The 17,447-nt window shown below is 69.3% G+C and carries 15 protein-coding genes and 1 tRNA gene; 7 read left to right on the top strand and 9 right to left on the bottom strand.

Annotation, left to right across the window (positions count from 1 at the left end; translation table 11 throughout):
• Positions 1 to 374: hypothetical protein (locus ABVB68_RS20720; RefSeq protein WP_353602569.1), on the bottom strand; the 374-nt coding region annotated here is incomplete at its 3' end.
• Between the two features lie 348 nt (positions 375 to 722).
• Here ABVB68_RS20720 and ABVB68_RS20715 point away from each other — a divergent pair.
• From ABVB68_RS20715 to ABVB68_RS20705, 3 genes are all read left to right on the top strand, one after another.
• Positions 723 to 3,311, top strand: coding sequence for an ATP-binding protein (locus tag ABVB68_RS20715; RefSeq protein ID WP_353602568.1), 2,589 nt, complete (start codon positions 723 to 725; stop codon positions 3,309 to 3,311).
• 233 nt (positions 3,312 to 3,544) lie between these two features.
• On the top strand, positions 3,545 to 3,691 hold the full coding sequence (locus ABVB68_RS20710) for a hypothetical protein (protein ID WP_353602567.1): 147 nt from the start codon (positions 3,545 to 3,547) through the stop codon (positions 3,689 to 3,691).
• Between the two features lie 442 nt (positions 3,692 to 4,133).
• The gene (locus ABVB68_RS20705) at positions 4,134 to 5,327 is read left to right on the top strand and encodes an alcohol dehydrogenase catalytic domain-containing protein (protein WP_353602566.1); all 1,194 of its coding nucleotides are present in this window, start codon (positions 4,134 to 4,136) and stop codon (positions 5,325 to 5,327) included.
• A 253-nt stretch (positions 5,328 to 5,580) separates the two neighbouring features.
• Here ABVB68_RS20705 and ABVB68_RS20700 read toward each other — a convergent pair whose 3' ends face one another.
• The 3 genes from ABVB68_RS20700 to ABVB68_RS20690 all read right to left on the bottom strand — a co-directional run bounded on the left by ABVB68_RS20700 (position 5,581) and on the right by ABVB68_RS20690 (position 6,941).
• Positions 5,581 to 6,090, bottom strand: a complete 510-nt coding sequence (locus tag ABVB68_RS20700; RefSeq protein ID WP_353602565.1) for a phosphoribosyltransferase — start codon at positions 6,088 to 6,090, stop codon at positions 5,581 to 5,583.
• 13 nt (positions 6,091 to 6,103) lie between these two features.
• A complete protein-coding gene (gene dcd, locus ABVB68_RS20695; protein WP_353602564.1) occupies positions 6,104 to 6,679 on the bottom strand; it encodes a dCTP deaminase in 576 nt (191 codons plus the stop codon).
• A 103-nt stretch (positions 6,680 to 6,782) separates the two neighbouring features.
• Positions 6,783 to 6,941, bottom strand: a complete 159-nt coding sequence (locus ABVB68_RS20690; RefSeq protein ID WP_353602563.1) for a hypothetical protein — start codon at positions 6,939 to 6,941, stop codon at positions 6,783 to 6,785.
• A 283-nt stretch (positions 6,942 to 7,224) separates the two neighbouring features.
• Between ABVB68_RS20690 and ABVB68_RS20685 the strand changes: the two genes are divergently transcribed.
• Together ABVB68_RS20685 and ABVB68_RS20680 are read left to right on the top strand one after the other, a co-directional pair.
• A tRNA-Gly gene (locus tag ABVB68_RS20685) sits at positions 7,225 to 7,298 on the top strand.
• A gap of 315 nt (positions 7,299 to 7,613) precedes the next feature.
• Entirely contained in the window at positions 7,614 to 8,084 is a 471-nt protein-coding gene (locus tag ABVB68_RS20680) for an NUDIX domain-containing protein (RefSeq protein ID WP_353602562.1), read from the top strand.
• Positions 8,085 to 8,433: 349 nt separating this feature from the next.
• Here the strand turns inward: ABVB68_RS20680 and ABVB68_RS20675 are convergent, their stop codons facing one another.
• Positions 8,434 to 9,171: a flavodoxin family protein gene (locus tag ABVB68_RS20675; RefSeq protein ID WP_353602561.1), complete on the bottom strand. Its 738-nt coding sequence runs from the start codon at positions 9,169 to 9,171 to the stop codon at positions 8,434 to 8,436.
• 336 nt (positions 9,172 to 9,507) lie between these two features.
• Between ABVB68_RS20675 and ABVB68_RS20670 the strand changes: the two genes are divergently transcribed.
• Together ABVB68_RS20670 and ABVB68_RS20660 are read left to right on the top strand one after the other, a co-directional pair.
• Positions 9,508 to 11,199 (top strand): acetolactate synthase large subunit, encoded by a 1,692-nt coding sequence (locus tag ABVB68_RS20670; protein ID WP_353602560.1) that lies wholly within the window; start codon positions 9,508 to 9,510, stop codon positions 11,197 to 11,199.
• A 531-nt stretch (positions 11,200 to 11,730) separates the two neighbouring features.
• A complete protein-coding gene (locus tag ABVB68_RS20660; protein WP_353602559.1) occupies positions 11,731 to 12,384 on the top strand; it encodes an SUKH-4 family immunity protein in 654 nt (217 codons plus the stop codon).
• A gap of 301 nt (positions 12,385 to 12,685) precedes the next feature.
• On the opposite strand, the gene ABVB68_RS20655 is transcribed toward ABVB68_RS20660, so the two are convergent.
• The 4 genes from ABVB68_RS20655 to ABVB68_RS20640 all read right to left on the bottom strand — a co-directional run.
• Positions 12,686 to 14,281, bottom strand: a complete 1,596-nt coding sequence (locus tag ABVB68_RS20655; RefSeq protein ID WP_353602558.1) for a glycosyltransferase — start codon at positions 14,279 to 14,281, stop codon at positions 12,686 to 12,688.
• A gap of 327 nt (positions 14,282 to 14,608) precedes the next feature.
• The gene (locus ABVB68_RS20650) at positions 14,609 to 15,988 is read right to left on the bottom strand and encodes a UDP-glucose dehydrogenase family protein (RefSeq protein ID WP_353602557.1); all 1,380 of its coding nucleotides are present in this window, start codon (positions 15,986 to 15,988) and stop codon (positions 14,609 to 14,611) included.
• A gap of 498 nt (positions 15,989 to 16,486) precedes the next feature.
• Positions 16,487 to 16,657, bottom strand: a complete 171-nt coding sequence (locus ABVB68_RS20645; protein ID WP_353602556.1) for a hydrophobic protein — start codon at positions 16,655 to 16,657, stop codon at positions 16,487 to 16,489.
• 268 nt (positions 16,658 to 16,925) lie between these two features.
• Positions 16,926 to 17,447, bottom strand: a 522-nt coding sequence (locus tag ABVB68_RS20640) for a sigma-70 family RNA polymerase sigma factor (protein WP_353602555.1), incomplete at its 5' end; no start/stop codon positions are given.

The following is a 17,447-nucleotide window of genomic DNA, read 5'->3' as shown; positions in this document are numbered from 1 at the left end:
TTCCCGCCTCCGCCGTTGTTGTTGTTGTTATTGTTGTTGTTTCCGCCGCGGCCGTTGTTGTTGTTATTGTTGTTGTTGTTGTTCCCACCCCGGCCGTTGTTGTTGTTATTGTTGTTGTTGTTTCCGCGGCGGTTGTTGTTATTGTTGTTGTTGTTTCCGCGGCGGTTGTTGTTATTGTTGTTGTTGTTTCCGCGGCGGTTGTTGTTGTTATTGTTGTTGTTGTTGTTTCCGCCGCGGTCGGTCAGCACGGACGAGTGCGTGCCTGTGGGTGCCGGGGCCGCTGAGGCGGTGGACGGTGCCAGCGCGGCACCTCCGGCGGCGAGAGCGGCCGATGCGGTCAGGACTGCCGTACGCCTTGCGAACTTCTTGAGCATGATGATTCCTTCCGAAGGAATTCGGAACCTGCCGATTCACAGCGAATTCGATTGGGAGAGTTCTTTTCGGCTGAATTCCCTGCCAGAGTCTTCGTCGAAGGCGCGGGGTGGGCGCCATGCTCCGCACGGGCCGCTTTCGAGCCGCGAACCGGGAAGCCCAGGTTCCGGAACTCTGTCGCCAGCATGCGCCGCCGACTCGGGGGGTACATCGGGCGAACACCCCAAGTTCCACCCCGGGCACACCCCAGCTCCCGGCGTGGCGCCCCGGTTCACGGCCCCGACGGCCCACCTGCTGTGATCGCACGGATCTTTTGCGCGGCTCCGGGCACGGAGAGAAACTGACATGTGATGGACCTGCTAGAGCGAGAGGCCGTGCTCCAGGACCTCACCGGTCACCTGAAAGTGGCAGTGAGCGGCCTTGGACGCCTAGCCCTTGTGCGCGGCGAGACCGGCATCGGCAAGACCGCCGTGGTGCACCGGCTGGCCCAACTGGCCGACCCCCACGTCCGGGTGCTGTCGGGCGCCTGCGACCCGCTCGCCACTCCCCGTCCGCTCGGGCCCCTGACCGACCTGGCCCCGCACCTGGGTGCCACGGCTCGCACCGCCCTGACCGGAGCGCTGGCCGGCACCTGCCGTTCCGACGAGGTCTTCGACTGCCTGCTCGCCGACCTGAGCACCTACCCCAGCCTGCTGGTCGTGGAGGACGTCCACTGGGCCGACGAGGCCACGATGGACCTGCTGCGCTATCTGACCCGGCGCCTGCCGAGCGTCCCGGCGCTGGTGGTGGTCACCTACCGCGACGACGAGATAGGCCGGACCCACGGCCTGACCGCCCTCCTCGGGACCCTGGCCGGCTATCCGTGGGTGTACCGGCACGACCTGCTTCCCCTGAGCCGCCGGGCCGTGGCCGCGCTGGCCACCGGACACGCCGTCGACGCCGAGCAGTTGTACCGCGTCTCCGCCGGAAACCCGTTCATCGTCACCGAGATCCTGGCCGCCCCCGCCGAGCCCATCCCGGCGACGGTGCGCGAGGCCGTCGCGGGCCGCCTGGCCGGCCTGTCGGCCTCGGCGCGCAGGGTGGTGGACGTACTGGCCGTCCTCGGACGCCGGGTCCCGCTGTCGCTGCTGGCCGGGCTCCTGCCGGCCCCTGAGGAGGCTCTCGACGAGGCCGTGGGCTGCGGCATCGTGCGCACCGTGGGATGGACGACCGAGTTCCGCCATGAGCTGACCCGGCGAGCGGTGCTGGAGGCCGTACCCGCCGCCCACCGTCTGCGCGTACACCGGCAGGCACTGGCCCTGATGCGGGCCGGCCCGGTCACGGCGGACGATCTGGCGCTGCTGGCCGATCACTCCGAGGGTGCCGAGGACGCAGCCGCCGTGCTGGAGTACGCGCCCGCGGCAGCCGCCCACGCCGCCGCGTCGGGCGCGCACCGGGAGGCGGCCGCCCAGTACGCCCGCGCCCTGCGCTACGCCGACCGCCTGCCGGCGGACCAGCAGACCTCCCTGCTGGAGGGCCACTCGCAGTCCTGTCTGCTGTCGAGCCGGCTCGACGAGGGGGTGTCGTCCCGCCGTACGGCGGTGCGGCTGCGCCGGGCGCTGGGCGACCGGCTGCGCGAGGGGGAGGACCTGCGCTGGCTGTCGTGCTGGCTGTGGCCGGCCGGGCGGACCGCCGAGGCAAGACAGACCGGCCTGCAGGCAGTGCGGGTACTCGAAGGGCTGCGGCCGAGCCGGGAGTTGGCGTGGGCGTACCTGAACCTGTGCCAGTTGGCCTGTTACGAGCACGAGGGGGTCGCGGTGGCCACCGCCTACGCCGAGAAGGCGGTCGCTCTGGGCGAGCGTTTCGGTGACGCGGGGGTGGCCGACCGGGCGCACTTCCATGCCGCGGCGGCACGCATGCTGAGCGAAGGGGCGGGATGGGAGGACTGCGAGCAGGCGGTGACCAGCGCGATGGCGCGGGATCTGCCGGTGGACGCGGGCTTCCTGGCGCTGACGCTGTGCTGGTTCGCCGCGCTGCAGCATGATGCCGCCCGGACCACCGCGGCCGTGAGCCGGGCGGAGGCCTACTTCCTCGATCACGACCTGCTGCCCTACCTGCTGTGCGCGAGGGCCTGGGACAGCTGGGGACTGCTGAACCGGGGCCTGTGGACCCAGGCCGCCGACACCGCGCAGGAGGTCGTGTCCCACCCCGGTTCACCACCGGTCGGCGAGGCACTGGCCCTGACCGTCCTGGGCCTGGTGCGGGCCCGCCAGGGCAATGCCCCGGTGTGGCCGCTGCTGGAGCAGGCGGCGGGCCTGGTCGACTCGAACTGTCTTGTGGACACCGGCCTGGGGTGGGAGGCCCGGGTCGAGGCGGCCTGGCTGGCCGGTGACCACGAGCTGGTGCAGACGGAGGCACGACGCGGGCTGGCCGCGTTGGCTGAGCGTACGCACCCCTGGCTGTCCGGCCCGCTGGCCTGCTGGATCCGCCGCGCCGGCGGGACGCCCCCGCAGGTGCCGGCCGCCGAACCCTACGCGCTGGAGCTGACCGGCGACTGGGCGGGCGCCGCGGCCCGCTGGGACTGGCTCGGCTCGCCGCACGACGCCGCGCTGGCCCGCCTGTCCGGCGACGCACCCGCGCTGCGCCAGGCCCTGGCCGCCTTCGAGGCCCTGGACGCCGGGCCGGCCGTGGCACGCACCCGCGCCGTGATGCGCGCCCGGGGGATCCGCCCGATCCGGCGCGGCGCACGGGCGGCCACCCGGGCCAACCCGTACGGGCTGACCAACCGGGAGCTGGACGTCCTCAAGCTGCTGAACGAGGGCCTGTCGGACGCCGAGATCGCCGCGCGCCTCTACATCACGCCCAAGACCGCCGGGCATCACGTGGGCGCGGTGCTGACCAAGCTCGGCGTCCACACCCGCCACGAAGCCGCGCGCAGACTGCACCATTCCGAGCCGTGACAGGGGTTCCGGTGATGAGGACGAAGAGAGCAGCGATTCGGAATGCCGGTGCCGTGGCCGCGGCTTTCTGCGGTATCGCGCTCGGTGCGTGGGGTGCACCGGCTGCATCGGGTGCATCGGGTGCATCGGGTGCACCGGCGAGCGGATCGGTTGTCCGGTGGGAGAGTTCGCAGACCGCGTCTCCGAGATCGGTGCCTCAGTGCTATGCGGCGCGCGGGGCCCCGAAGGAGGTCGTGTGCTACCGGCATTCGTGGAAGGCCGAGTTCAGGCACGGCGACGTGGTCTACGTGCCCATTCTCATTCAGGTGCCCCGGCCCGCACATCCGTCGTCCGTCGTGATCGTCGACCGCCTGGACGACGTCCGTCCGAGCGGCACCTGATGCGGCACGCGGGCATGCGGTCCTGCAGAGCCTGCGGAGTCCGGCGGTGGCGACGTGGGAGGCCCGCTCCGCCCGGCCGCGCCTCCGCGCACCCACAGGTGGACAGGGCCGATGGCCATGAGTCGATCACCGCACAGGGCAGGCCGCGGTCAAGGCGGTGCCTCCGGCGGGGGATCGGCCGGCACCGGGATGGAGGGGCTGGTGCGTCGGCCATCCCTCAGCGCTGACAACACGCGGACCTGCCCGGATGGAGACGACGTGCTCGGCCGGGAGCGCGGCACGCAGCGTCGGTGCGACGGCAGGCGGACGTTGAGGGTCCGATTCCGGCGTGCAGACGTGGGGTGCGCCCCCTACGTTGGGAAAGCCGAGGTCGCAAACCCCCCCAAATGACTGCCGGCACCTCCACGCCCCGAATCGCCCTGGATCAGCAGAGGAGATCGTCATGGCAAGCACCAACCGCGCCGTCGTCTTCAACGCCCCGAAAGACATGCGCGTAGAGTCCCTCGACTTCCCGAAGCTTCAGATGCCGAACGGGAAAAAGGCCCCGCATGGCGTCATCCTCAGGCTCGTCGCCACCAACATCTGCGGTAGCGACCTGCACATCTACCGCGGGTCCTTCCCGGTGCCCCAGGGCATGGTGATGGGGCACGAGATGACCGGGGAGGTCATCGAGGTCGGCCCCGACGTCGAGTTCCTCAGCGAGGGCGACCTCGTCTCCGTCCCGTTCAACGTCGCCTGCGGCCGATGTCGCAACTGCAGGGCGCGCCGGACCGACGTCTGCGAGACCACGAACCCCAAGGTGGCCTGCGGAGCGTACGGCTTCAACCTGGGCGACTGGGACGGCGGCCAGGCCGAGTACCTGTTCGTCCCGTACGCCGACTTCCAGCTCCTGAAGTTCCCGGACAGGGACCAGGCCATGGCGAAGATCCGCGACCTGGCGGTGCTCTCGGACATCCTGCCCACCGCGTTCCACGGCCTCATGGAGGCCGGTGCCAAGCCGGGCTCGACCGTGTACATCGCCGGCGCCGGCCCGGTCGGCCGCTGCGCCGCAGCAGCGGCGCGCCTCCTCGGGGCGTCCTGCATCATCGTCGGCGACCACAACAAGGACCGCCTGGAACTGGTGAAGCAGAACGGCTGCGAGACGATCGACCTGACCCAGGACGCAGCGCTCACCGACCAGATCGAGGCCATCCTGGGCGAACCCAGGGTCGACTGCGCGGTCGACTACGTCGGCACCGAGGCACACGGCATCGGTCGCGAGGCCGAGGACATGGACCCGGCCTACGCCATCAACCAGGTGCTCGATGCCACCCGCGCGGGCGGAGCCACCGGAGTCATCGGCGTCTACGGCCCCGACCCGCTCGCGAAGTCGAAGGCCGAGCAGGAGGGAACGTACCCGATCGACTTCGGCAAGGCCTGGATCAAGTCGCCGCGGATCGCCGCCGGGCAGGCACCGATCATGCACTACAACCGCGAGCTGATGATGGCGATCCTGTGGGACCGCATGCCCTACCTGAGCGCCATGCTCAACACGAAGGTGATCAGCCTCGACGAGGCCCCCGAGGCCTACGCGACCTTCGACACGGGAGTGCCCCTCAAGTTCATCATCGACCCCCACGGCCTCATTCCCGCCTGAGGGCCGCCCTCCCCGGCCCGCGGTCCCCGTTCGGGGAGGCTGCGGGCCCTGCGGGGCGGCTCAGCGACGACCAACGCTGACGAACGTCGACCGCTCCGCCGCCGGTCAGAAGGTTGACCCAGGACGGAGCGGCAGATCACCGGCCTGCGGTTCCAGAACTCGTTCCTCCGAGGTGCTCCGGGAGCGGCCCCGGCAAGGGGCCGGACGGAGGGCAGCCCGGTGCGGCACCGGGCACCGCAGCGAGGTCACCGGGTCAGAGCGCTTCCTTGTTCTCCTTCGGCGCCTCTCCGGACTTGTGTACCGGAGGCAGAACACTCCACGGGAAGTTGATCCAGTCGTCGGTGCGCTTCCAGACGTACTCGCACTTCACCAGGGACTGGGACTTCTCGTAGATCACGGCGGAGCGGACCTCGGCGACGGTGTCGAGGCAGAAGTCACGCACCAGCTTGAGGGTCTTGCCGGTGTCCGCGACGTCGTCGGTGATGAGCACCTTCTTGTCGGAGAAGTCGATGACGTTGGGGACGGGTGCCAGCATGACCGGCATCTCCAGGGTGGTCCCCACGCCGGTGTAGAACTCGACGTTCACCAGGTGGATGTTCTTGCAGTCCAGGGCATAGGCGAGCCCGCCGGCGACGAACACCCCGCCCCGGGCGATGCTGAGCACGATGTCCGGCTCGTACCCGTCGTCGGCGATGGTCTGCGCCAGCTCGCGGATGGCGGTGCCGAACCGCTCGTACGTCAGGTTCTCCCGTACGTCACTCATGCCGCGGTCGCCCTCACACCTGGGTCCGATGGAAATTGACGTAGGACCGCGAGGCGGTCGGCCCGCGCTGCCCCTGGTACCGGGAGCCGTAGCGCTCACTGCCGTAGGGGAACTCGGTGGCCGAGGTCAGCCGGAACATGCACAGCTGCCCGATCTTCATGCCCGGCCACAGCTTGATGGGGAGGGTGGCGAGGTTGGACAGCTCGAGGGTCACGTGCCCGCTGAAGCCGGGGTCGATGAACCCGGCGGTGGAGTGCGTGACCAGCCCCAGGCGCCCGAGCGAGCTCTTCCCCTCCAGCCGCGAGGCGAGATCGTCGGGAAGCGTGATCACCTCGTACGTCGAGGCGAGCACGAACTCCCCCGGATGCAGGATGAACGGCTCGTCCCCCTCCGGCTCCACGAGACGCGTCAGATCCGTCTGCTCGACCGCGGGGTCGATGTGGGGGTACCGGTGGTTCTCGAACACCCGGAAGTACCGGTCCAGCCGTACGTCGATGCTCGACGGCTGCACCATGGATTCGTCATACGGATCGATCCGTACCCTGCCGGCGTCGATCTCGGCCCGGATGTCCTTGTCTGAGAGAAGCACGTAGCGAGGATACGCAAGGCGCGCGGAGCCGCGACAATCGCGGCGACTCCGCGCGCCAGGTGTTATCGCGGGGCGTCACCGCCCGCTTACCGGTGGTCCGCCGCTAGTGCTTCTGCAGGGTGACCGGCACGGCGCTGCGCAGCCGGGCACATCGTGGACACCTCACGAGCCGGCCGGGGCCGAGCCGCTCGGCCTTCTGCATCGGGAACGAAGCGGTGCTGAAGACGTGCCCGTCCGCGCAGCGGACGACGGTGTGTTCCATCAAGTCCCTTGTGTCCCTTCCCCGAGAGCCTCGTCGGGCTTATGGCCGGCCCGACGACAAAAGCACATTACGGGATCAAAGAGACGACTCTCCAGGCGGCACTCCGACCTCGCCCGGCCCCTCTCCCACACCTCCACCGTACGCCCCAACTCCGGCCGCCCGCAGCCGGATCCCCCCTGCGGCACGAGACGCGGACTCCGGGGCCGAAGCACCAAGGGTCCGCGATGATGTACAGTGAGCGAACGTCGGGATCGACCCCTCAGGGCGACCGAGTCCGACTTACGCGGGTGTAGTTTAATGGTAGAACATCAGCTTCCCAAGCTGAGAGCGCGAGTTCGATTCTCGTCACCCGCTCCACGCGAAACCCCCAGGTCATCGACCTGGGGGTTGTTTGTTGTCCAGACCGGTGGGCGGGTACCGCACCACAAGCGCACCCTTACGCCCGACCGCGCCACTCCACTAGTGGATTGGGGGCAAGAACGGGGCAGCCCTGGATCCCGGGCGCGCGCTGAACGGGTGGGGGCCGCTGAAGCGGTGGCGGAGACATGGACGGCTTCCGCCTCTACCACCTTCGTCACGCGGGCCACACGCGCGCAGGCACGCCAGGGCGCCTACGCCAGCAGCTTCAACGCTCTGTGGAGCACCCGCGGCACTCGTAAGGGAAGAGTGACAGTGGCACGCACCGAGTACTACGACGATCCAGCGGCGCCTGAGCCGAATAGCCTGGTCGTCGCCGCGTCCGCCGTGGTGACAGACGACGAGGGACGGCTGCTCCTCCAGCGCCGTCGGGACAACGGTCTTTGGGCGCTCCCTGGTGGCGGCATGGAGATGACCGACTCACTCCCGGGTACGGCCGTCCGGGAGGTGAAGGAGGAGACGGGCCTGGACGTGGAGATCACCGGGCTCGTGGGCACGTACACCGACCCGCGCCACGTCATCGCCTACTCGGATGGTGAGGTGCGCAGACAGTTCAACGTCTGCTTCACCGCCCGCGTGGTCGGCGGCCGGCTCGCGATCTCGGACGAGTCCACGGAGTTGCGGTTCGTCCAGCCGGAGGAGATCGATCAACTGCCGATGCACCACACGCAGCGGCTCCGGATCCGTCACTTCCTGGAGCACAGAGATCGTCCCCATCTCGGCTGAACCTGATCGATGGGACATCACACTCCGTGGTGCAGCGGAGAGTGCTGGATCCCGCAGATGTCGTGCATCTCGGGCAACGGTGACAGCGGCACGTCGAGTACCCGTCCCCGGGCCCTCAGCCTGCCGTTCCCCCGGCGGTGGCGCCGGAGCGCTTACGAAATCCTGACCGGGCGCGCGGATCCGGGGATACCCGCCGAGGGAGGTGCCACTCTCGTTCTGCTCGCCTCCCATCAGGTGAGCGGCTCCGTGGTGTAGGGAAGCGGCCGCCACGGAAGGGGAGCCCCGGGTCACCCGGGGCTCCCTGCGTACTGTCAGTGGATGCCTCAGCCGCTCCCGCACCTGTGTCCGGCTACCGGTGCTCGGGGTTCTCGTAGTCACGGCGGCAGCCGGCGTCCCAGGCGGTGCGCTGGTTGCCGTAGGCGGGGATGCCGCCCAGGTCCTTCAGCGCCCGGGCCAGGTGGAGCAGGTTCCAGGTCATGAAGGTGGTGTTGCGGTTGGTGAAGTCGTTCTCCGGGCCGCCCGAGCCGGGGTCGAGGTAGGAGGGGCCGGGGCCGGCCTCGCCGATCCATCCGGCGTCCGCCTGGGGAGGGATGGTGTACCCCAGGTGTTGCAGGCTGTAGAGGACGTTCATGGCGCAGTGCTTGACGCCGTCCTCGTTGCCGGTGATCAGGCAGCCGCCGACCCTTCCGTAATAGGCGTACTGGCCTGCGTCGTTGAGCAGGCTGGAGCAGGCGTAGAGGCGTTCGATCACCCGCTTCATCACGGAACTGTTGTCACCCAGCCAGATGGGACCCGCCAGTACCAGGATGTCGGCCGCCAGGACCTGCCGGTACAGGTCCGGCCAGGCGTCCCGCTCCCAGCCGTGCTCCGTCATGTCGGGCCACACACCGGTGGCGATGTCGTGGTCCACTGCCCGTAGGACGTCGACTCGCACCCCCTGCGCGTCCATGATGGCGGTGCTGCGGTCGATCAGCCCCTGCGTGTTGCTCGTGCCGGGCGACCGTTTGAGGGTGCAGTTGATCACCAGGGCCCGCAGGTCGTCGTACCGGGCCGGCGGTGCGTCGGTGGCGGGCGACGAAGTGGTCACACGGTCCTCCCTGGGCCTGCCGCCGCCCGGTCTCCGGCGGCGAGTCCACATCCGGATCCAGCGTGCGGGCCGACCGCGGAAGGCGCCACCACAGCACCTCCGAACGGCCTGGCGGCGTTTGAGCTCCCGCACGGGCCGGCACCCGTCACCGGCCCCCAACCTCCGAACGGCCTGGCGGCGTTTGAGCTCCCGCACGGGCCGGCACCCGTCACCGGCCCCCAACCTCCGAACGGCCTCGCGGCGCTTGAGCTCCGGCAGGGACCGGCCACGTCACCGGCCCCCCGGGCGGCGGCCGACAGGTGGCAGAGGTGGGCGGGGCGCGCCTACGGTCGCCCCATGGGCACGGAAGGCGCGGCCGGGTCGCGGGACACGGCAGCAGTGGAGGACGTCGCGCACCTGTTGGTGCGTTGTCTGCGCGCCGAGGGCGTGGAGTACGTCTTCGGGATCCCCGGCGAGGAGAACATCCGGTTCGTCGACGCGCTGAACGGCTCCGGGATCCGGTACGTCCTGGTGCGTCACGAGCAGGCGGCCTCGTTCATGGCGGAGATCTACGGGCGGCTGACCGGCCGGGCCGGCGTGTGCTCGGCCACCCTGGGACCCGGCGCGATCAACCTGCTCCTCGGCACCGCGGACGCCACGACGAACAGCGCGCCGCTGGTGGCCCTGGCCGCCCAGGGCTCCCTGCGCCGCGCCCACAAGGAGTCGCACCAGGTCATCGACCTGGTGTCGATGTTCGCTCCGGTCACCCAGTTGGCGGCCCAGATCGTGTGTCCGGACGCGGTGCCGGAGATGACACGCAAGGCGTTCAAGACGGCGCAGAGCGAACGGCCCGGCGCCGTGTTCCTCGCGGTCCCGGAGGACGTCGAAGCGGAGCGTCCCACCGGACCGCTGGCGCCCCTGCAGATCGACACGGTGCGGGCCGACGCGCCGTCACCCTCCCAGATCGCACGGGCGGCCGACGTGCTGTCGGCCGCCCGGCACCCGGTCGTGCTGGCAGGCCACGGCGCCGCCCGAGCGGGGGCCTCGGCCGCCCTGGTGCGGTTCGCCGAACGGCTGAACATCCCGGTCGCTACCACCTTCCACGGCAAGGGCGTCATTCCCGACGACCATCCGAACGCCCTCGGCGCGGTGGGCTTCATGCGCCACGACTACGGCAACTTCGGCTTCGACGCGGCCGACGTGCTGCTCTGCGTGGGCTACGAGATCCAGGAGTTCGACCCGGTCAAGATCAATCCGAACGGCGACAAACGCATCATTCATGTCCACCGCTTCCCCGCCGAGGTGGACGCCCACTACCCGGTCACCGTGGGTGTCGAAGGTGACCCCTCACAGGCACTGGACGCGCTCGCGGCAGCACTGCCCGAGGGACTCACCTACGACTCGGCGAGCAGCGCGAAGATCCGCACCCTGCTCGGCGAAGAGCTGCAGTACGGACGTGACAACGACGCGTTTCCCCTGGTGCCGCAGCGCGTCGTGGCCGATGTGCGCACCGCGCTGGACCGCCACGACATCGTGCTCGCCGACACCGGCGCCGGAAAGATGTGGATGTCCCGTCTCTACCCCACCTACGAACCGGACACCTGCCTGGTCTCCAACGGCCTGTCCACCATGGGCTTCGCACTGCCGGGCGCCATCGCCGCCAAGCTGGCCCGGCCGGACCGGCGTGTCCTGGCGATGACGGGGGACGGCTCGTTCCTGATGAACTCGCAGGAACTGGAGACGGCCGTCCGTGAAGGCGTCCCGCTGGTCGTCCTGGTCCTGGTGGACGAGGAATACGGCCTCATCACCTGGAAGATGGAACTCGAACTGGGCCGCCACAGCCACACCCGGTTCACCAACCCGGACCTGGTCGCCTACGCCGAGAGCTTCGGCGCACGCGGCTACCTGATCGAGTCCGCCGACCAACTGCTGCCCGCACTGCGCCGCGCCCTCGACGACGACTCGGTCTCCGTGATCGCCTGCCCCGTCGACTACTCCGAGAACCTGCGCCTGACCGACAGGCTGGGCAGTCTCCACGGTCCGTTCTGATCCGGCAGCCCCGGAGCCTCCCGGCCGGCATCGGGAAGGACCCCACACCGACGAACCCGCCACCGGGCCGTCGCCGGCCACACCGTCCGGGCCGGACCGGTGAGGGGGGAGCCCTTACATGGAGTGCGGCGGGACGGGCCCGCGGCACTGTGTCCAGGAGGCATGTCATGACTGCCGAGGCCGAGAGGGTGGCCCCGGCGTGATGCACGCGCAGAGCACGGCGGAGGAATACGAGTCGTGGCCCGAGGAGCAGTGCGCCGGCGTCGAGTCCTGGCCGGAAGGGCCGTCGTGAGCCCTGGCGCGTCCAAGCGGCTCAACCGGCTGGGGCCGGACCCCGGCGAACGCCATGGACGCCGGGGTCCGGGGCCCCGGCGGGAACGCCGACACGGACGCAAATGAGGCGGTTGAGCGGGCGGGGCGGAGTCGGGGACGCTGGAAGCGCCTCGCCTCCCCATACAGTTGCCGTGACCGCTCCCGTCCCCTCAGAGTCCCTCGGCATCCGTGCCGCGGCCGAACGCGGAGTTCCCGGCAGTGCTTTTCGACGTCACCCGCAGCGAACTCGCCGGCATGTTCGGCGAGGACCGGCTCGCGACCCTGCCCGCCACCGCCTTCCCGCCCGCCGTCGCGGACACCGAGGGTGCTCGCCTCCTGCAGACCGTCGGCGTCCCCACCGGGACACTCCTGCTGCGCGAGCCCGACGAGGACTCCGGCCGGCTGCCCCTGGTCCAGGACGTCGTCGACGCCGAGGACTTCGAGGACGTCCCGGAGGACGCGGGTGAATGGCCCGTCATCGGCTGGCTGCTCAACGCCCACCTCGCCCTCGAACCGGGTTCCGGCAGGGTGCACGCCTTCGACGCCGACGAGGAGACCGTGCGCGAACTCCACACGGACGTCTCCTCCCTCGTCCAGGTCACCGTCCGGTTCCAGCGCCTGCTCGAAGAGTTCACCTTCAGCGGCGACGACGGCGACGGCGACGGCGACGGCGACGGCGACGGCGACGGCGACGAGGAAGCGGACTTCGATCGCCTGGAGGGCGAGGTGGAGCGCATCCGTCAGGAGACGAGCAGCATCGACCCGCTCCCCTTCCAGGACGACGAGACCGTCTGGTCGGTGGTCGGCGACGAGATCGCCGCGGGCCAGCGCTTCAAGGGCGACAGCCCGGGAGCCCGCGGCCTCTACGGGTGATCGCGGGCGGGGGCCGACCGCGCACCGCCTCGGTACGGAAGCCGCCCGGACTCAGGAGCCGTGGGAAACAACGCCGTCCGGGTCACTGCTCGACCGGGTCCCACCGCCGGGCCCTTGAGGGTGCGCATCCGAGTACCGGCCGGCCTTCGCCCGGGGCCACCGGACAAACCCGTCACCGATTCCCCCGTTCTCTTCCCCTTGAGAACCACTCCGGGCTCGTCCGCCACGGGAGTCGATCAGCACCCTGTCAGGTCAGACCCGCTGAAGACCGCCTCCGGTGATCGGGACCGGAGGCGGCATCTCAGGAGACCGAGGCTATGGGTGGCCGGTGCTGCAGGGTCGACGTGTCGTCTCCGTACCAGGGGTCCGTGGTGGCGGACATGGCAGCCGGCGCGGGAGCCGGGGTCGCCGGTGCCCCGCCCGCGAGGGAGACTTCGGCGCCGTTCTGGCGGGTGCCCCAACCGGTCTTGGCGCAAGTGAAGATGCCGTACCAGCGAAGCCAGCGGAACCACGTCCAGGCCATGACGATCGCCAGCGGCATCATCAGCCACGTGAGGAACCGGGAGCGGATCCGCTCGTCGGTGCGGATGATGCCGAGGTAACGCAGCCCCTGCGCCCAGCCGAGCAGGAAGGGGATCCAGAGCATGCTGAGCGGGGGCCTGTTGTCGTAGGCGACCGGTTCCACCACGAGCAGCCAGACGGTGACCATCTGGGTGAGGACCATCTGGATCCAGCGCATCGCGTGCAGCCAGAAAGCCGGCCGGGCCATCGACAGGTAACGCATGCGCCAGATGGAGCGGATCGTGGAGCCCCGCATCCACCGCAGGTACATCCGCCCGAAGTGGTTCCAGCGCTCCGGCATGGCCGTGAAGACGATGGCCGTAGCCTGCTGGACCGTCAGGCCACGTTCCTGTGCGTACAGGGTGAGCATGCTGTCGTCGCTGAACGCGACACCGCGGCCCATGAAGGTCTCGTTGAGGTAGGAGCCCAGGTTGTCCCGGACGACGGCGGCGCGGTAGGCCGCCAGCGGGCCGGAGTTGACCATGACGGCACCCACGGCGGACTGTCCCGACCGGTCGACCATTTGCGAGGTCACGAACCACAGGTCGGTCGTCCGGGCCAGCAACTGGCTGCTGCGCCAGTGCAGGAGTGCCTTGCGGTGCTCCCTCTTGGCCTGCCGGATCGCACGGCGCGAGGCCCGGCTCTGCGGGGGACTCCAGACGGGGCGGCTGGGGCCCTGGTTGTTCGTGGCGATGACGATGCCCGCGACGGACTGCACGCGGCGCTTCGAGAACGGTTTGAGGATCTCCTCCACCGCGTGCGGGTCGAGGTAGGAGTCGGAGTCCACCGTGATGTAGATGTCCGCGTCCCCGCTCGCCTCGACGCCGTGGGCCTGAGCGTGGCGCTTACCGCCGTTCGGTACGCGCTGCCACGTCGTGTGCACACCTGTCCGATGTGCGGCGGCCAGCCACCAGTCACGCACCTCGGCGTAGTCCGTCGTGGTCGAACCGTCGTCGACGACATGGACGCTGTCGGGGCGGCGGGTCTGCTGCAGGAACGACTCCAGCCCCAGCTTCAGGTAGCCGGGATCCTCGTTGTAGACCGGCATCAGGATCGACACATGGAGTCGGTCCAGACGCTCGCGCGCCTTGGCGGGAACGCGAGTCGGCCGGTCCAGGTGGTAGAGCGTGACCTGGATGGCGAAGAGCACGAAGGTGCCGAGCCACACGAACGACAGGCGTCCGGTGGTCCGGGAGTCCCAGCTCGACACCACGAGAACGTGGTGGGCCGTCCAGACGGTGATCAGAGCAAGCCCGCAGATGGCGATCAGGACTGTGCCGGACCGGTGCTGCCACGCGGACAGCACCGGCGCCTGCTCGCGTCGTCCGCGGCTCACTCCTCGCCCACGGACTGACGTCTGCGGAAGCCCATACGGGTCACGAGGATCCCCGCCAGGACCACGCTGGCGGCCACGGCGACCATCCACCAGCCGGTGTAGATGGTCACCCCGGCAATCGTGAGACCACCAGCACCGGTGGCAGCGAGCTGCTGACCGTCGGACATAGAGAACTCCCCCCAGGAGTACGGAGATTGCGTGGAAAGTGTGAAGATTATATGTGAAGGTTGAAGAATTCCAGGACAGGCCCGGTGTGATGTGCGGCTCATCGGGGAACGTCAGCGAACAGAGCTACGTCTTAACTGAGTTGCACACGAACCACACGGCTCAGGGGCGGCCGAGGGCGCGGTACTCCCACCCGGCCGCGCGCCACTGGGCCGGGTCCAGTGCGTGCCGGCCGTCGACGACGCGCTTGCGGGCGACCACGGCTCCCATCACCCCGGGATCGATGAGGCGGAACTCGTTCCACTCCGTGAGCAGTAGGACGACGTCCGCCGCCTCCGCCGCGGACATCGCGTCGGCGGCGTAGGCGAGTTCGGGGTGGCTTCGCCGGGCGTTGTCCGTGGCCGCCGGGTCGGCCACGGTCACATGCGCTCCGAGCCGATGCAGGGCAGCGGCGACGTCGAGAGCCGGAGCGTCGCGGATGTCGTCGGAGTCGGGCTTGAAGGCGGCACCCAGCGCCGCCACTCGAACGCCTGCCAGGTCTCCGCCGAAGAGTTCCGCGACGAGTTCCACGATGCGGACCCGGCGCCGCTTGTTGATCGCGTCGACATCCCGGAGGAAGCCGACCGCTTGGCCGACGCCCAGTTCTTCGGCACGGTGAGCGAAAGCCCTGATGTCCTTGGGCAGGCATCCACCACCGAACCCCAGGCCCGGCTTGAGGAAGCGGCCGCCGATCCGGTCGTCATATGACAGCGCCTCGGCGAGCCGGGTGACATCGCCGCCGGTGGCCTCGCAGATCTCGGCCATCGCGTTGATATAGGAGATCTTGGTGGCAAGGAAGGAGTTGGCGGCCATCTTGACCAGTTCGGCCGTCGTCAGGTCGGCGACCACGACCGGAGTGCCTTGGTCGATGACAGGACGGAAGGCCGCGCGCAACCGCCTCTCGGCCCAGTCGGAGGAAACACCGAAGACCAGCCGGTCGGGGCGCAGCGTGTCGTCCACGGCATATCCCTCGCGCAGGAACTCGGGGTTCCAGGCGACTTCGACATCAGTGCCGGCGGGAGCCACCCGCTGAACCAGCTCGGTGAGTCGCGCAGCCGTTCCGACCGGCACGGTCGACTTGCCGACGACGAGGGCGCGCCGGCGAAGGTGCATCGCCAGCTCGGTGACCGCACCGTCCACGTGACGCAGGTCGGCAGCCTCCGAATCCGGCTGCTGGGGCGTGCCGACACAGATGAAGTGGACGTCGCCGAACTCCGCGGCGTCGGAGAAGCTCGTGGTGAACCGCAGGCGGCCGGAGTCGAGTCCCTTCGTCAGGAGTTCAGGCAGTCCCGGCTCGAAGAACGGCACCTTGCCCGAGTTGAGGGTTGCGACCTTCGCCGCATCCGCATCCACGCCGAGGACGTGAAAACCCAGGGCGGCCATGCAGATGGCATGACTGGCCCCTAGGTAACCGGTGCCTATGACGGTGAGGCGGGGCGCCGGCGTGTCACTGTCAGCCGCTCCCGCGGTCACGGCGGGATCCGGTGCAGCGATGACTGCCATGCTCAAACTCCATTGCTTCGCCGATGACTACGAGGGAACGAACGGCGTCACGCCACGCCACGCCACACCACGCCCGAGCTGGGCGGGGTCGGCCACTTCGACGAAAGGCCAGTCCCCGGGCGCCCTGGAAGCACTGCGCTTCCAAGCGCACGCAACGCAGAACGGGCCGGATTCAGCCGCTTCGCACCGGTATCAGGTAGATCCCCCCACCTGGCGGTACCTCGTCCCCCGAATGTTGAAAGTAGTAGAAAGATAAGCCACCTGGAGCGGGTGTGAAGAACCTGCGAAGGTGCGTGACTTTATTGTGACCGTGTGGAGTCGGCTCTGCGCAGCCGGCGCAGGGACACCGCGACCTCGGATCCGGCCCTCGTTCGCCCTTGCGGCGCCCCCGAGTTGTCCCCGCCGCTACCCCCGCCTCTCGACCGGGCCGGGCATGCGGCAGGGCCCGGCCGTCATGACGGCCGGGCCCTGGGGGGATGGTTGGGTGCGCGGGTCAGGTCACCATCGGTACCAGCGGCCGCGGCCGCCACCGGAGTTGGTGGAGCGCATGACGAAGCCGAGAAGCCACAGCACCAGGACGGCGACCGCGACCCACCAAAGGATCTTGACGGCGAAGCCGGCACCGAAAAGTATCAGGGCCAGAAGAAGAACGAGCAGCAGGGGAACCATAGTTATTACCTCCTGAGTCGCCGTATGCCCCGCACTTACTCCTTCACTCCCTGACTCTGCCTTGTTTGTGCAGGGGAATCCGGGGCACGAGTGGGCCACCGCGAAAGCGGCACCCGTCGTGAAGAGACGCATTCCATGGACGCCGACGAAAAGGCGAAAGAAGCATTCGCGTACCGGCGCCCCGTCTCCAGCACGGAAAGGGCCTTCCCATCGATGGCGGGAAGGCCCTTTCCACGGCAGCCGGCTTCTACGGCGGCCGGTGTGGGGTTCAGTTCTGGGTGAGCATGCCTTCGCGCAGGCGGGCCAGGGTGCGGGACAGCAGCCGGGAGACGTGCATCTGGGAGACGCCGAGGCGTTCGCCGATCTGGGCCTGGGTGAGTTCCTCGACGAACCGCATGTGGATGATCTGCCGGTCCCGCTCACCGAGTTCGGCGATCAGCGGGGCCAGGGCGTGGAAGTCCTCGACCAGTTCCAGCGCCTGGTCCTCGACGCCGATGAAGTCCTGCAGCGCCGCCTCGCCGTCCTCCTGGCCGTTGAGCGTGGCGTCCAGGGAGGAGGAGTTGTAGCCGTTGGCGGCCAGCCGGGCCTCCCGGACCTCTTCCTCCGGCAGGCACATCAGCTCCGACAGCTCCTTCACCGTCGGCACACGGCCCAGACGGCTGCGCAGCTCCTCGGTGGCCCGGGCCAGCTGCACGCGCGCCTCCTGCAACCGCCGCGGAACATGCACCGCCCACGTGGTGTCACGGAAGAACCGCTTGATCTCACCCACGATGTAAGGGATCGCGAACGA

This window comes from Streptomyces sp. NPDC096012, from assembly GCF_040426375.1.
Classification (GTDB): Bacteria; Actinomycetota; Actinomycetes; order Streptomycetales; family Streptomycetaceae; genus Streptomyces.
This window is presented reverse-complemented; position numbering and strand designations above follow the sequence as displayed.